Here is a 14,761-nt window from a genome sequence, read left to right as displayed (position 1 = left end):
GCTCTCCGGCTTCGCGGATCGGACTGCTGCCCGGGCGACCAGGGCGGATATGCTAGTAATTGAGAGAGCTTCGTCCAATGTCGCACCAGGAGAGATCATGACAATTCTCGTCGGTTATTCCCCCTCGCCCGAAGGCAAGGCCGCTGTCGAATTCGGCATCGAGCAGGCCCGCGCATTCGACGACGTCCTCGTCGTCCTCAATGCCGGAATCGGTGAGACTCCCGACGAGCGCGGCGTGGCCACCAGCAAGGACATCGAGGAGCTCAAGGAGACGCTGAAGTCCTCCGAGGTCTCTCACGAGATCCTTCAGTTCCTCCGCGGCAATGATCCCGTCGAAGAGCTCCTGGCCCTCGCCGAGGCGACCACCGACACCCGCATGATCGTCATCGGATCACGCCGCCGCTCCCCCGTCGGCAAGCTCATCATGGGTTCGACGGCCCAGCGCATCATTCTCGACTCCGAGGTTCCCGTCGTCTCCGTCAAGGTCGACCGGCGCAAGAAGAAGTAGTCGCGCGCCGGTTCGCTGGAACGAGAATGCCCCGCACTGTCGTCAGTGCGGGGCAATTTCAATGGGATCGCTGCTGGGGTCGGCGTTCAGCCGGGCCCGCAGTCGGTCCGCCGACCGACTTCAGTCATCAGCGCGAACCGGTGCGTCCCATGCGTCCAGGTCGGATTCGCTCCAGTCGCCGTAGGTCGGATTGGGTAGGACGATCCATTCGGTGCCGAACTTCGCACGGTTCTTCTCCACCAGTTTCCTCTGCTCGTCGACGGACGCATCCGCGAATGCGCCATCGAAATCGTGCAATGTGTCACCGAGCTGCATGAGCAGGGTGTGGTTCGCCTCGACCTTCGCGCGCCGTTCATCCTTCGGCGGGCCAAGCAGCATCACGTGTTCGTCATCGGCCTGGGGCAGGCCCAACTTGGCAATAGCTTCGACATTCTTCGCCCGATTCTCTTCCGTCCGGTCCGAGACGTAGTAGATGTCGACTCCGAGCTGGTCGGCATGTTCGAAGAATTCCAACGCACCGGGGATCATTGCCGGCTCCCCGTTCTCCTCCCAGTCGTCCCAGGTGTCCCAGCCGCTGAAGTCATGGCACTTGGCGATATCACGGGCCAGCAGCTTCGAATTGTCGATGGCAGTCTCGTCGAGGTCGGTCATGATAGCCAGATCGTCCCCGCCCGGGGCCTTGGAAACGGCCTTGTCGAGCTGACGCGCAGCCATCTCATAGGTCTGTCCCTGCAGTGCCATCGCCTCAGCGCTCTGCTGTTGCCACTTCACACCCATGGTGTAGGCCGAGACGTCGCAGTCATCCGCCGCTTCGTCGCCCGATACCGGACCCGAATTGAGGATGTATCCGATCACCCCGACGATGAGCACGAGCAGAATCGTCAGGGCAGGAACGAGGGCTTTCTTCATTCATCTTTTTTCTTCAGTGTTGTTCTCTGCGGACAATTGTCAGTTCAGGAGGGTATCAGCCGTCGTGGCTGGCACGGCCGCTCGACGGTTCCGCAGCCTGGGAGCGTCGGATCAGTCCCCTGCGATGGCGGCGACGAGTGCGTCGATGTCCTCGGTCGTCGTGTCGAAGGCGCACATGAGGCGGACGATGTCCTTCTCCAAGGGCCAGTCGGCGAAGGCGAACGTCTGTCGGGCACGGGCGGCCACCTCGGCGGGCATCCGGACGAACACGACGTTCGACTCAACTCTCTGCACGATCTCGATGCCGTGGACACGGCTCTGAGCGACCGCCTCGGCGAGGCTGTCCGCGAGATACAGCGCCATCTCGTTCGAGCGGGTGGCGGAGTTCCGCCACAGGTCGCCTTCGTACAGGGCGTTGAGCTGTGCGGAGAGGAAGCGCATCTTCGACGCCAGCTGCAGATTCATCTTGCGCAGGAAGCGCATTCCGTGGCCGATGTCGGGGTTGAGGACGACGACCGCCTCGGCGCCGAGCAGGCCGTTCTTCGTCCCGCCCAGGCTGATGATGTCGACGCCGACCGCGGTCGTGATATCGCCGAGTCCGACACCGAGGTGGGCGGCGGCATTGCCCAGACGGGAGCCGTCGACGTGGAGGATCATGTCGAGCTCGTGCGCAGTAGCCGCGATCGCCGCGATCTCGTCCGGAGTGTAGGTCGTGCCCCATTCGGTTGACTGGGAGATGCTCACGGCCAGCGGCTGCGCATTGTGTTCGTGGCCGCGGCCGATGATCGCGCCCTTGATGGTCTCGGGGGTGAGTTTGCCGTTCTCGGTGGCGGCACCGACGATCTTGAGCCCGCCGACCTTCTCCGGGGCCCCGGTCTCGTCGTAGTTGATGTGCGCCGAGGCGGCCGTGATCACCGCTGCCCACCGCGGCAGAGCCGACTGCAGGGCCAGCACGTTGGCGCCGGTGCCGTTGAAGACGGGGAACGCCTGAGCTTCGGGCCCGAAATGGTGGGCCATGATGTCGCGGAAACGCTGCGTCCACGGATCTCCGCCGTAGCCGGGGGTGTGGCCGACGTTGGCCTCGGCGATGGCAGCGATGACCTCGGGGTGGACTCCGGCCCAGTTGTCGGAGCCGAAGTTGCGCGGGTGCGCCTCGGGGCTGGTGTCCACGGGAGGGGCGGCGGAGCCGGTGTCGGGGAGGATGTCCGCGGGGTTCGTCGACTGCGCTGTCTGATCAGATGTCTGGGAGTTCACGATCCCAGCCTAGACCTTCCCCCTGCCCCCTGACACGGCGGTCCGAGATCGCACTACGGCCCGCCTCCGAGTGTGGAGGCGGGCCGCGGTCTGGTTCGGATGAGTGCCGGTCAGGCGCTCACCCGTGGCGGGAGTGCTCGACTCAGGCGAGGAGTCCGCGCATGAGCTCAGCGGTCTCGGTCGGGGTCTTGCCGACCTTGACGCCTGCAGCCTCGAGGGCTTCCTTCTTGGCCTGAGCGGTTCCCGAGGAGCCGGAGACGATGGCTCCTGCGTGGCCCATGGTCTTGCCCTCGGGAGCGGTGAAGCCTGCGACGTAGCCGACGACCGGCTTCGTCACGTTCTCCTTGATGAAGGCGGCTGCGCGCTCTTCGGCGTCTCCGCCGATCTCGCCGATCATGACGATGGCTTCGGTCTCCGGGTCGGCCTCGAAAGCTTCGAGCGCATCGATGTGCGTGGTGCCGATGACCGGGTCTCCGCCGATGCCGATGGCAGTCGAGAAGCCGAGGTCACGCAGTTCGTACATCATCTGGTAGGTCAGGGTGCCCGACTTCGAGACGAGGCCCAGCTTGCCCTTCTTCGTGATGTCGGCCGGGATGATGCCGGCCAGCGACTCACCGGGGGTGATGATGCCGGGGCAGTTGGGTCCGATGATGCGGGTGGCGTTTCCTGCCGCCTGCGCACGAGCCCAGACCTCTGCCGAGTCCTGCACCGGGATGCCCTCGGTGATGATGACGAGCAGACCGATCTTCGCGTCGATGGCCTCGATCGCGGCGTCCTTGGAGAATGCCGGCGGCACGAAGGCCACGGAAACGTCGGCACCGGTGGCTTCCATCGCTTCGGACACGGAGCCGAAGACGGGCAGCTCGACCTCGTTGCCGTCCTTGTCGTTGTGCTTCACGGTGGTGCCGGCCTTGCGGGCGTTGACACCGCCGACGACGTTCGATCCGGCGGCGAGCATGCGAGCGGTGTGCTTCGAGCCCTCTCCGCCGGTGATGCCCTGGACGATGATCTTCGAATCGGAATTCAGAAAGATAGACATTGTTGTAAAGACCTTTCCTTACTTGGCCGCAGCCAGTTCGGCGGCCTTGTCGGCTCCACCGTCCATCGTGTCAGTGAGCGTGACGAGCGGGTGCGCTGCGTTCTTCAGGATCGCGCGTCCCTCTTCCACGTTGTTGCCGTCGAGGCGGACGACGAGCGGCTTGGTGGCCTGGTCGCCGAGGATCTCGAGGGCCTTGACGATGCCGTCGGCCACAGCGTCACAGGCGGTGATTCCGCCGAAGACGTTGACGAACACGGACTTCACCTGATCATCGCCGAGGATGACGTCGAGACCGTTGGCCATGACCTCAGCCGAGGCGCCGCCTCCGATGTCGAGGAAGTTCGCGGGCTTGACGCCGTTGTGGTTCTCACCTGCGTAGGCGACGACGTCGAGGGTCGACATGACCAGTCCTGCGCCGTTGCCGATGATTCCGACCTCACCGTCGAGCTTGACGTAGTTGAGGTCGAGCTTCTTGGCCTTGAGCTCCAGCGGGTTCTCTGCGCTGATGTCGCGCAGTTCCTCGTGCTCCTTCTGGCGGAAGTCGGCGTTGTCGTCGAGGGAGACCTTGCCGTCGAGGGCGATGATGTCACCGGCACCGGTCTTGACCAGCGGGTTGACCTCGACGAGGGTGGCGTCTTCCTTCTCGAAGACGGTCCACAGGCTGGTCAGCACGGGGGCGACCTTCGCGGCGGTGTCGGCGTCGAAGCCGGCCGCCTCGGCGATTTCAGCTGCCTTGGCATCGTTGATTCCGTCGATAGCGGAAACGGGGATCTTGGCGAGCGCTTCCGGACGTTCCACGGCCAGCTGCTCGATCTCCATGCCGCCTTCCTTCGAGCACATGGCCAGATAGGTGCGGTTGGACCGGTCGAGGAGGACGGAGAAGTAGTACTCCTCAGCAATGTCGGCACCTTCGGCGATCATCACCTTTTCAGTGATGTGGCCCTTGATGTCGAGACCCAGGATGTCCTTGGCGCGTGCCTCGGCCTCATCGGGGTTCTTGGCGACCTTGACGCCGCCGGCCTTTCCACGGCCGCCGATCTTGACCTGAGACTTGACGACGACGACACCGCCGCCAAGATCTTCGGCTGCCTTCTTCGCTGCTTCTGGCGTCGTCGCGACCTGGGCCTTGAGCACGGGCACTCCGTGCTTCTCGAACAGGTCACGTGCTTGATACTCGAAAAGATCCACGTGTTTTCCTTCGTTTCTGCTGCCGGGTGGTTGGCCCCTGCAGGTTCGTTGACGGATGCAACAACCAAGGACAACCATATTCCCAAACGCACCCGTCCATCCAACCTTGCAGGTTAAATGGACCCTGAGCGTAAGGAATCTCTCGTCAAAAAGTATCTTTGCTATCAAGATTCTTGATATGGACGTAAAATCGATTCATGGACGAAGTGGATCGAATAGTCGCAGCCTGGCGACGAGAGCGTCCGGATCTCGACGTCTCCCCGATGGAGATCCTCTCCCGAGTCTCGCGTCTGGCCAGACAGCTGGACCTGGCACGGAAGTCGAGCTTCTCCGACTACGGCATCGAGGGATGGGCCTTCGACGTGCTCTCCGCCCTCCGCCGAGCCGGTGAGCCCTATCAGCTCTCACCCTCGACGCTGCTGCAGGAGACGCTTGTTACGAGCGGCACCATGACCAATCGCATCGACCGACTGGTCGCCCGCGGATGGGTCGAACGCCGTCCCGACCCAGGTGACAGACGTGGAGTGCTCGTCCACCTCACCGACAGCGGCCGCGCCACGGTCGACTCCGCGCTGGCGGATCTGCTCGTGAAGGAGCGAGACATCCTCAGCGGACTCACCACCGCCGGCAGCCGCAAACTGGCCACGCTGCTGCGGGAGCTGTCCACCGGTTTCGACGGCGGCGAGGACTGAGCCGGACTCCGATCCCTCCCGCCTCTCCACGAACCCCGACGACGAGGACTCAGCCATGCACGATGACCTCACGCAATTCCAGGGCGCACAGCCGCCTCGGCGAGAGACGATCCATGGTCGATATGTCGACCTCGAACCGATCGATGCGACCGATCACGGCGATAGCCTCTTCGCTGCGGTTTCGACCGCAGCGGGGATCGACGAACGGTTCCGATATCTGCCGCAGACACCGCAGACCGACCGTGGGGATTTCGATTCCTGGATCGCCGAGGCGGCCGATTCGTCCGATCCCCTCTTCTTCGCCGTCGTGGACCGGTCCACCGGTCGGGTCGAAGGTCGGCAGGCGCTGATGCGCATCGACGCGGCCAACGGCGTCATGGAGATCGGGCACATCCTCTGGGGTCCTGCACTGTCGCGGACTCGGGAGGCCACCGAGGCGCTGTTCCTCTGTGCCGATCTCGCCTTCTCTTCCGGGTTCCGCCGGTTCGAGTGGAAATGCGATGACGCGAATGCTCCGTCGAAGAAGGCCGCCGAGCGCTTCGGATTCACTTTCGAAGGAGTGTTCCGGCAGCACCTCGTATACAAGGGCCGCAATCGCGACACCGCATGGTTCTCGATCATCGACAGCGAATGGCCCGCGCTGCGGTCGGCGTATGAAGCGTGGCTCGACGAAGCGAACTTCGATGCCTCGGGTGCCCAGAGGCAGGGCCTGCGCGAGCTCATCGCCGCGGCCCGTCGCGGCTGAGGCACCCCGCCGCTTTCGCCTTCTCGCCGCGCGTCCACCCTGGCTCGGAGTCTCCCCCGCATTAGGCTGGATGCGATACCACCTGGACGCTGACGACACTTCGAGGAACCATGCGACTTCGCCCCCTTACCCTGCTGTCCGCCGCTGCGATTGTGGCCACGACGACGGCCTGCGTGTCGACCCCCGAAGAGACCCGCCCGCAGCCGCGCCCGTCGGTGAGCAAGGAAGAGGTCACCCCGATCGAGACGCCGGACGATGCACCGAAGGTGTCCATCGTCGACTCCTCCCCCGGCGGCGCGAAGGACGTCGACCCGCTGTGGCAGGGCCTCGCCGAGGCGGCCGAGAAGAAGACCGAGGCCTACCTCAAGGTCTACGTGCACACCGGCAACCCCGAGGTTCCCGAGTCCGGCGAGACGACCGTGACCGCCGACAGTCCCGACAGCGTCAGTGTCACCGTCGATGCGAAGAACGTCGATGACGGAGCCTCCCCGTTCCTGCTCATCCACGGCACCTTCGACGTCGAAGAGATCGGCAACTCGGCGTACACGCTCAAGACCGTCGACGACGAAGACATCCCCGAGCTCGACCCGAAGGGCCCGGATGACGAGAAGCGCTGCACCGCCGACGACGCTCAAGCGCGCATCGGCCTTGCCGCCGACGACCTCGCAGAAGATCCCGGCCGTCGCGAAGAGTTCCGCCAGCAGTGGGGCGGTTCGCCGCGCGTGTGGTGGGGCATCCAGAAGACCGCCATCAGCCTCGGCGAAGAGGGCGGAGTCGCCGGCGACTTCCTCACCGAAGCCTGCGGAGAGTTCCTCCAGTAGTCTCTCGCCAGCCGATGACCCGCGTGCGACGATGACTCTATGAAGATCGCTGTCATCGGAGCTGGAATCGGCGGACTCTCGGCGGCTGTCGGTCTGCAGAGAGCCGGCGCGAAAGTGACAGTGTTCGAACGTGCGCCCGAGGTCAGGGCCGAAGGGTCGGGACTGTCGATATTCGCAAACGGTCTGGCAGCGCTGGAGACTCTGGGGCTGCGTGAAGCGTTCGAAACCGTGACCGACCCCAGCGTCGAAGGTTTCGCCGCAGGTCAGCGGCTCGCCGACGGACGCTGGATCGTGCAGGTGCCCAATGATGCGGTCGGTGCCCTGCGCATCGTCGACCGTGTCGACCTCCACCGCATCCTCCTCGACGCTCTGGCTCCGGACACGGTACGCACAGGCTCCGAGGCGGCCGTGACCGGTACCGACGGAACAATGACTCTCGAAGCCGGATCCACTGGTTCCGCAGGATCCGAACGATTCGATCTCATCATCGGCGCCGACGGTCTGCACAGCGGTACCCGCACCGTCGTCGCTGGGGAGACTGTCGCTCCGCGGTACTCAGGGTATTCCGCGTGGCGGGGCATCACCACGGTGCCGGTGGATCTGTCCGGTGAAGCCGGGGAATCGGTCGGGCACGGGCGTCGCTTCGGCATCGCCCCGTTGGCCGATGGCCGCGTCTACTGGTTCGCGGTGGCGAATATGTCGCAGAACGCGGTCTTCGCCGACGAGAAGGCCACCGTCGAACAGATGTTCACCGGCTGGCACTCCCCCATCGCCGATCTCATCGCCGCCACCCCCGCCGAGGAGGTCCGCCGCACCGCGATCTCCGACCTCTCCCGCCGGCTGGCCAGGTTCTATCGTGGCCGTGTCGTGCTCATCGGCGATGCCGCTCATGCGATGACGCCGAACCTCGGCCAGGGCGGAGGTCAGGCGCTCGAAGATGCAGCGACGCTCACCGTCCTGCTCACTCCGCTGATTGCGCGCGGTCGTGCAGGAGACTCTGCCGCACTCAAGGCAGCACTTCAGCGCTATGACGCTTTGCGTCGGCCGCGGGCGCAGTCGATCGCACAGAAGTCCCGCCTCATGGGTCAGGTGTTCCAGCTCGAATCGCCGCTGTTGGCAGGCCTGCGCAATGCTGTCTTCTCAGCCGTACCGTCGAGATTCATCGCCGCTCAGGCCGCGAGCGTCCAGAAATGGTTGCCGCCGAGTCCGGCTCAGTCGGTCAGGGCGCGGTTGTAGGCGTCGACGACGGCGGGCAGGAAGAAGCCCAGGAGCACGGCGATGGCGGTGACCAGGCAGGCCAACCCCAGCCAGAGGGATCCGCCGATGACGCTGAAGGCGAAGACGATGACGAGCAGCTCGAACGCGATCGCCGCCGGACGAGCCCACCGGTGCAGGCGCCATGCACCTCGCGCCGCGGCGCCGACTCCAGCCGCGAAGATGAGGAACATGACGGCCAGGCCGATCAGCGAGGCCGCCAGCGGTCCGGCGGTGATCGCCGTGATGATGAACGACACTGCCGATCCGACCAGGGCCAGCGCCTGTATGCCGAGGACGGTCACGGGCACCAGCATCGCCCGCGGGGTCGGAACGCCGTGCCCCGCAGGCTCAGGTGTTGCACCGGACGCTGCGGCCCGGTCATTGCGTGCGGTCAAATGGTCACCCGGGCGAATCCGGGGATGAGGATTTCGTCGAGCATGCGCTCACGCACATCCAGGGGCAGGAAGGCAGCGGTCACGGCGTTGACCGTCGCCCATTCGAGGTCGGTCTGGTTCCAACCGGCTTCGTCGACGAGCAGACGCATCTCACGCGACACGGAAGTGCCGGACATGAGCCGGTTGTCCGGGTTGATGGTGACCGCGAAGCCGAGATCCTTGAGCCCGGTGATCGGGTGGCTGGCGATGGTGCCGCCGATGTCGGTCTGCAGGTTGGAGCTCGGGCACAGTTCGAGCGGGATCTGCTGGTCGAGGACCCAGGCGGCGAGGCTGCCGAGCTGTCCCTGACCTTCGACGATGTCCATGTCCTCGACGATGCGAGCACCATGGCCCAGGCGCTGGGCGTGGCAGATGGTGACCGCCTCGTGGATGGATTCCTTGCCGGCGGCCTCACCAGCGTGGATCGTCACCGGCACATATGCCTGGTGCAGGGCGTTGAATGCGGAGAGGTGCGCAGACGGCGGGAAGCCGTTCTCGGGTCCGGCGATGTCGAAGCCGACGACACCGGAGTCCGCACCCTTCTCACGATGGCGGATGGCCAGTTCGGCGATCGCCAGCGAGTTGTCGGCCTGACGCATGGCCGTGATGAGCTGTCCAACGCGGATGTACTTGCCGTCGGCAGCCGCCTCGGACACGCCCTCCTCGAGACCGGCCTGGACTGCCTCGACGACGGTGTCGAGTTCGAGCCCGCCCTCGAGGTGCTGTTCGGGAGCCCATCGGGCCTCGGCGTAGAAGACCCCGTCGGCCACCTGGTCGAGGACCCATTCCTTGGCCACGCGGCGCAGGTTGTCCTCGCTCTGCATGACCGCCACGGTGTGCGAGAACGTCTCGAGGTAGCGGACCAGGTCACCGGAGTTCGCGGACTCCGAGAACCAACGGCCCAGCGACTCGGCGTCGGTGGCAGGCAGGGTGTGGCCGATCGAGTCGGCCAGTTCGATCATCGTCGACGGGCGCAGACCGCCGTCGAGGTGATCATGGAGGGAGACTTTGGGCAGCTGCAGGATGGGGTCGTCCGATGCGACGCCGGCGGGTACATTCATCACCGTCTCAGCTTATCCGATGACGCCAGAGCCCCTCATCCTTTCTCCGGGTCGATCTCCCCGCTCTTGATCCGCTCCCTGAGGTCCGTGATTCCGCGCCCGGCGTCGGAGACGCGGGAGAGGAATCCGTCCTCGGCGACGATGCGCACCCCGCCGTTGTCGAGGGTGCCCCAGTAGTGTCGGTCGGCGACGCGGAAGCCGCCGATCTCCGCGGGCTCGGTCTTCGGTGCCGGGGCCACCTCGTCGGGGTTCTTGCTCTGCGGCCAATCGGGGAACATCGCGCGCAGTCCGCGGCGCACGTTCGGCTCGACGCTGGCCACGATCGTCTTCGAGAATCCGCCCGCAGTTCCGTACCAGACGACCTTCGGCAGACTCGGCCCATCCTCGTCGCCGTCGGGGTCCTCCGTGACCGTGTTCAGCTTCATCCGCTTCTCATCGGCTGCGGTGACCACACCCATTGCGGCGGCCGATCCGAAGGGGACGAGAACGTCGACGTCGGCGTCGAAGGACCGTTCGAAGTACTCCTGCCCCGCGCCGCGGGTATCGTCGATCGACCGAGGCGAACCCTTCGCCGAGGCGGCCCCACCCGAGGAAGGACGATAGGACTGAGCTTTCGGCTGGTCTTCGTCCTTCTCCTTGTTGTACAGGTCGACGCCGGCGTCGAAGGCAGTCAGGATGCGGTCGGACTGCGGGAATCCGTGCGAGACGACGACTCCGACCTTCCCCGTCTCCGAGGCGGTGGCCGCGGTGTAGCCGGCGATGAAGGCGGGCGGGACGAGGTCGAAATCCATGCTCAGCACGTTCTTCGGCAGGTCAACGGTGCCGCTGGAGACACCGAGGAACAGGTCGTCGGGATGGTTTGCGGCGAAGTCCGCGAGTTCGTCCGCTCCGCCGGGCCCGATGACCGTGGTCAGTGCACAGTCGTGCTTATTCATCCGATCCAGAGCCGCCGAGGTGGCCGACCCACTCGAAACGCGTTGACTCGAGGTGCCGGAGAAGACACCGGCCGCGCGGGCCAGTTCCGTCTCCTCGAGGGTGAGTGCACCGGCGGAGTGATCGTCGAAGCCGGCCGGTGCCGAGACGAGGCAACCTAGCCGTTCCTCTTCGAGAGCTTCAGGGGCAGTGACGGAGCAGCCGGTCAGCACCAGGGTGCCCACCGCAGCGAAGGCGGCGATGGAGGTGCTGCGGGCTCGAAGACTCATGGCACCCAGATTATCGGCCCGGGACACCGGCCGGGTAATCAGCGGTCGCGGTCGAGGACCTTGAGCGCGGTGGCTGTGAACACGCGGGCGGCGATCTCCACGGCGCGTTCGTCGATGAGCAGATCACCCTGGTGGATGTCGTAGGTGATGCCGCCGGGGGTGCGGGTGCCCAGTCGGATGAGGGCTCCCGGGCAGTGGGTGAGGTACCAGGCGAAGTCCTCCCCGCCCATGGACTGCGGGGTCAGCTGGACGGAGTTCTCTCCGAGCTCCCCGCGGACGGCGGATTCGATGAGGGTGACCTGGTCTTCTGTGTTGACCACCGGAGGGACGCCTCGGCGATGTTCGAGGTCGACCTCGACTCCGTAGGGTCCTGCGATGCGATCGACGAGCTCGGGCAGCACCTCGGCGACCTGGTTCCAGCCGTCGACGTCGAGGCAGCGCAGGGTTCCGCGCAGGATCCCCTCGCTGGGGACGACGTTCGCGGCATGGCCGGCGCTGATCTCACCCCACACGAGCGAGATCGCGTGACGCGGATCGATGAGGCGTCCGAGAGTCGAGGGCAGGTCGGTGGCGAGTTTGCCGAGCGCGTAGACGAGGTCCTCGGTCAGGTGCGGACGCGAGGTGTGTCCGCCGTGACCGGACAGGCGGATGATGACGGTGTCGCCGGCTGCGGTGATGGCGCCGATGCGCGATCCGACCTTGCCGATGTCGACGTTCGGGTCGCAGTGGACGGCGTAGACCTCGGGCACGTCGTCGAGGACGCCTTGGGAGATCACGCGCAGCGCACCACCAGGGGTGACTTCCTCGCCGGGCTGGAAGATCAGACGCACGCGTCCGCCGAGTCCGCCGGGACGTGACTCGTGGATCTTCTGCAGGGCGATGCCGGCGCCGATGAGTGAGGTCAGGTGGACGTCATGGCCGCAGGCATGGGCGACGCCGGGAACGGTGGACCGGAAGTCCTCATCGATGAGGTCGTCGACGGGCAGCGCGTCGATATCGGCTCGCAGTCCCACTGCAACCGGCCCTTCGCCGACTTCGCAGACGACGCCGGTGCCTTCGAGGCGCTTCGGTGTGAGCCCGGCAGCCTCGAGGCGGGCGACGATCTTGTCTGTGGTGTCGAACTCCTGGAAGGACAGTTCCGGATGAGCATGGATGTCGCGGCGGAAATCGATGAGCTCTGCACCGATCTCAGCGATTGTCGATCTGATCACGTCTGGTCCTTCAGTGCGGGGAGGTCGGGGATGGGCGATGTCGAACATTTCAAGCAATGCTAGGCACTCGATGTCACAAATGTGCCCATTGCGACCAATTTCGACATACTTCCCGCTTCGCTCCCCCAAGCCTGGAGGTGGGCGGTCGGCTCAGAGCAGTTCGTCGAGTCCGCGCTCACCGGCGACGGACACTGCCTTCTTCACATCCTGCGCGTGTGAGCGGGAGGTGATGAGCAGGACGTCGTCGGTGTCGACGACGACGAGGTCTTCGAGTCCGACGATCGCCACCGTCCGCGGCCCTTCGGAGAACACGACACCCGAGGCGTCGACTTCGAGCAGGTCGGTGTTCCCGCCGATCGAGATCACTCCCCGCGGCTCCCCCGGCACCGGCTGGCGCAGTCGGGCCACTGAGTCGAAGTCGCCGACATCGTCCCAGCCGAAGTCACCGGGAATGACGATGACCCGACCGGCCGCTGCCGCGGGCTCGGCCACCACATAGTCGATGGCTCGCTTCTCCAGTCCGGGCCACACGGCGCTGAGCACCTCGTCGTGGTCGGGGGTGTCCCAGGCCTCTGCGATCCGGGCCAGTCCGGAGTAGAGGGCGGGGTCCTCCTCGGCGAGGATGTCGAGCAGGGAAGAGGCCTTGGCGATGAACATGCCCGCATTCCAGCGGTAGCGCCCGGAGTTCACATACTGACGAGCCGTGCTCGCCTCCGGCTTCTCCGCGAAGGCCAGCGCGCGCCTGGCCGTGGGCGCCCCGTCGAGGCCGAGCAGGTCGCCGGTCTCGATATAGCCGTAGGCGGTAGCGGGATTGCGGGGCATGATGCCGATCGTGACGATATCCCCGGTCTCCGCGGCCGCGACGGCCTGGTCGATGACGAGACGGAATTCGTCGACGTTCGTGATCGAGTGGTCGGCGGAGAACGATCCGACGATGGCATCGGGATCCTCGCGGGCGATGAGCATAGCGGCCAGTCCGATGGCGGCGGCGGAATCCTTCGGGGAGGGTTCGGCGATGATCTGGCCGCGGGCGATGTGCGGCAGCTGTTCGGCGACCTGATCGAAGTGGTTCTCACCGGTGACCACCCAGACTCTGTCTTCGCCGACGATCGGCGCGACCCGGTCCCAGGTGGCCTGGATGAGGCTCCGACCGAGACCGAGGACATCGTGGAGGAACTTCGGCGTCGCCCGACGCGAGAGCGGCCACAGGCGCGTTCCGGACCCGCCGGCGGGGATGATGGCGTGGAAGTGCGTGTTCACGATTTCAGTGTCTCAGAGTTCGGGCAGACGTTCCCCGAGGTTGCCCGCCGTGTCGGATGAGCCGATCCTTAAGGCTCCGGTGGGGATCTCCCCACCTCAGGGCCGCCTCGGTGATGGTGTTCCCGTATTCCGGGGCAGTCCAGGTCAGAACGGGAGCGAAACAATTTAGAGCACACGACTGTGATGTAAATGAACTTCCGTGAGACGGTGAATCCCAGTTTTGAGGGAATTGCCAGGGTTGTCGTGTGATCCGAGCCGCTCAGCCGTGTCCCGACTGGCACAGACGGCGTCTTCGGCGTAGTTTCTAGACGTACACACCCGAATAATCAAGATGGAGGATGCTCCGTGGCCAAAGCGTCTACGGGCACTCTGTACCGAGGAAACGAAGGAATGTGGTCCTGGGTCGCGCATCGCGTCACAGGCGTCGGAATCTTCTTCTTCCTTCTGGTCCACGTGCTCGATACTGCCCTCGTCCGCGTCTCGCCCGAGGCGTACAACGCAGTGATCGGAACCTATAAGACACCGGTCATGGCATTCGGTGAGATCGCGCTCGTCGCCGCAATCGCATTCCATGCGTTCAACGGTCTGCGCGTCATTCTCGTCGATTTCTCGAAGAGTGGCCCGAAAAACCAGAAGAAGCTGTTCTGGGGAGTCATGATCATCTGGCTGATCATCATGATCGCCTTCATTCCCCGCCAGCTGATGCACACCTTCGGAGGCTGACATGAGCACAACATCCATTCCGGCTCCGCGGACCGGCTATTCCCGGCACAAGTCGACACGCTCGAAGTTCGAGATGTTCGCATGGCTGTTCATGCGCATCTCCGGCGTCGTGCTCGTCATCCTCATCTTCGGCCACCTGTTCGTGAACCTGTGGGCCGGAGACGGCGTCCAGGCCATCGACTTCGGCTTCGTCGCAGGCAAGTGGGCCAGCCCGTTCTGGCAGATCTGGGATCTGCTCATGCTGTGGCTGGCGATGCTGCACGGCACCAACGGTCTGCGCACCATCATCATGGACTACTCCGAGAAGCCCGGCACGCGCATGGCCCTGCAGGTGATCCTCTACATCGCCTCGGTCATCGTCATCGTGCTCGGCACGCTCGTCATCTTCACGTTCGATCCCTGCCCGGCCGGAGCGGACCCCTCGGTCCTGGCTGAGTTCTGCAAGGCCTAAAGGAGA

General features: G+C 65.1%; 16 protein-coding genes. 7 read left to right on the top strand and 9 right to left on the bottom strand.

All coding sequences use genetic code 11. The features are described from left to right. The first annotated feature begins 97 nt into the window (after positions 1 to 97). Positions 98 to 508, top strand: a complete 411-nt coding sequence (locus BEP01S_RS12135; RefSeq protein ID WP_039209735.1) for a universal stress protein — start codon at positions 98 to 100, stop codon at positions 506 to 508. 120 nt (positions 509 to 628) lie between these two features. Here BEP01S_RS12135 and BEP01S_RS12130 read toward each other — a convergent pair whose 3' ends face one another. The 4 genes from BEP01S_RS12130 to sucC all read right to left on the bottom strand — a co-directional run bounded on the left by BEP01S_RS12130 (position 629) and on the right by sucC (position 4,898). Continuing rightward, entirely contained in the window at positions 629 to 1,417 is a 789-nt protein-coding gene (locus tag BEP01S_RS12130) for an HAD family acid phosphatase (protein WP_062243599.1), read from the bottom strand. A gap of 111 nt (positions 1,418 to 1,528) precedes the next feature. Beyond that, positions 1,529 to 2,620, bottom strand: coding sequence for a threonine aldolase family protein (locus BEP01S_RS12125; protein WP_157070579.1), 1,092 nt, complete (start codon positions 2,618 to 2,620; stop codon positions 1,529 to 1,531). Between the two features lie 193 nt (positions 2,621 to 2,813). Continuing rightward, on the bottom strand, positions 2,814 to 3,710 hold the full coding sequence (gene sucD, locus BEP01S_RS12120; RefSeq protein WP_062243595.1) for a succinate--CoA ligase subunit alpha: 897 nt from the start codon (positions 3,708 to 3,710) through the stop codon (positions 2,814 to 2,816). 18 nt (positions 3,711 to 3,728) lie between these two features. Next, complete coding sequence (gene sucC, locus BEP01S_RS12115) at positions 3,729 to 4,898, bottom strand: ADP-forming succinate--CoA ligase subunit beta (RefSeq protein ID WP_062243592.1); 1,170 nt, start codon at positions 4,896 to 4,898, stop codon at positions 3,729 to 3,731. A 197-nt stretch (positions 4,899 to 5,095) separates the two neighbouring features. Between sucC and BEP01S_RS12110 the strand changes: the two genes are divergently transcribed. From BEP01S_RS12110 to BEP01S_RS12095, 4 genes are all read left to right on the top strand, one after another. Beyond that, a complete protein-coding gene (locus tag BEP01S_RS12110) occupies positions 5,096 to 5,590 on the top strand; it encodes a MarR family winged helix-turn-helix transcriptional regulator (RefSeq protein WP_039209741.1) in 495 nt (164 codons plus the stop codon). A gap of 55 nt (positions 5,591 to 5,645) precedes the next feature. Then, positions 5,646 to 6,335 (top strand): GNAT family N-acetyltransferase, encoded by a 690-nt coding sequence (locus BEP01S_RS12105; protein WP_039209743.1) that lies wholly within the window; start codon positions 5,646 to 5,648, stop codon positions 6,333 to 6,335. A gap of 110 nt (positions 6,336 to 6,445) precedes the next feature. After that, the gene (locus BEP01S_RS12100) at positions 6,446 to 7,156 is read left to right on the top strand and encodes a hypothetical protein (protein WP_062243589.1); all 711 of its coding nucleotides are present in this window, start codon (positions 6,446 to 6,448) and stop codon (positions 7,154 to 7,156) included. Positions 7,157 to 7,195: 39 nt separating this feature from the next. Next, complete coding sequence (locus tag BEP01S_RS12095; RefSeq protein ID WP_062243586.1) at positions 7,196 to 8,392, top strand: FAD-dependent oxidoreductase; 1,197 nt, start codon at positions 7,196 to 7,198, stop codon at positions 8,390 to 8,392. Here the strand turns inward: BEP01S_RS12095 and BEP01S_RS12090 are convergent. From BEP01S_RS12090 to BEP01S_RS12070, 5 genes are all read right to left on the bottom strand, one after another. Then, complete coding sequence (locus tag BEP01S_RS12090) at positions 8,368 to 8,808, bottom strand: hypothetical protein (RefSeq protein WP_244882212.1); 441 nt, start codon at positions 8,806 to 8,808, stop codon at positions 8,368 to 8,370. The two genes, BEP01S_RS12095 and BEP01S_RS12090, sit on opposite strands and share 25 nt — an antisense overlap. Next, positions 8,805 to 9,908, bottom strand: coding sequence for an adenosine deaminase (locus BEP01S_RS12085; RefSeq protein ID WP_039209750.1), 1,104 nt, complete (start codon positions 9,906 to 9,908; stop codon positions 8,805 to 8,807). Before BEP01S_RS12085 ends, BEP01S_RS12090 begins: the two co-directional genes overlap by 4 nt. Before the next feature lie 35 nt (positions 9,909 to 9,943). Next, positions 9,944 to 11,110: a BMP family lipoprotein gene (locus BEP01S_RS12080; protein ID WP_062243583.1), complete on the bottom strand. Its 1,167-nt coding sequence runs from the start codon at positions 11,108 to 11,110 to the stop codon at positions 9,944 to 9,946. Between the two features lie 38 nt (positions 11,111 to 11,148). Beyond that, complete coding sequence (locus BEP01S_RS12075; protein ID WP_062244327.1) at positions 11,149 to 12,321, bottom strand: amidohydrolase; 1,173 nt, start codon at positions 12,319 to 12,321, stop codon at positions 11,149 to 11,151. A gap of 150 nt (positions 12,322 to 12,471) precedes the next feature. Further along, positions 12,472 to 13,581 carry a mannose-1-phosphate guanylyltransferase gene (locus BEP01S_RS12070; RefSeq protein WP_039209754.1) on the bottom strand — a complete coding sequence of 370 codons (1,110 nt, stop codon included), beginning with the start codon at positions 13,579 to 13,581 and terminating at the stop codon, positions 12,472 to 12,474. A 345-nt stretch (positions 13,582 to 13,926) separates the two neighbouring features. Between BEP01S_RS12070 and sdhC the strand changes: the two genes are divergently transcribed. Both sdhC and BEP01S_RS12060 read left to right on the top strand, forming a co-directional pair. Then, positions 13,927 to 14,304: a succinate dehydrogenase, cytochrome b556 subunit gene (sdhC, locus tag BEP01S_RS12065; RefSeq protein WP_082018941.1), complete on the top strand. Its 378-nt coding sequence runs from the start codon at positions 13,927 to 13,929 to the stop codon at positions 14,302 to 14,304. 1 nt (position 14,305) lies between these two features. Next, complete coding sequence (locus BEP01S_RS12060; RefSeq protein ID WP_062243580.1) at positions 14,306 to 14,755, top strand: succinate dehydrogenase hydrophobic membrane anchor subunit; 450 nt, start codon at positions 14,306 to 14,308, stop codon at positions 14,753 to 14,755. Positions 14,756 to 14,761: the final 6 nt, after the last annotated feature.

Source organism: Brevibacterium epidermidis NBRC 14811 (assembly GCF_001570805.1).
Lineage (GTDB): Bacteria > Actinomycetota > Actinomycetes > Actinomycetales > Brevibacteriaceae > Brevibacterium > Brevibacterium epidermidis.
This window is presented reverse-complemented; position numbering and strand designations above follow the sequence as displayed.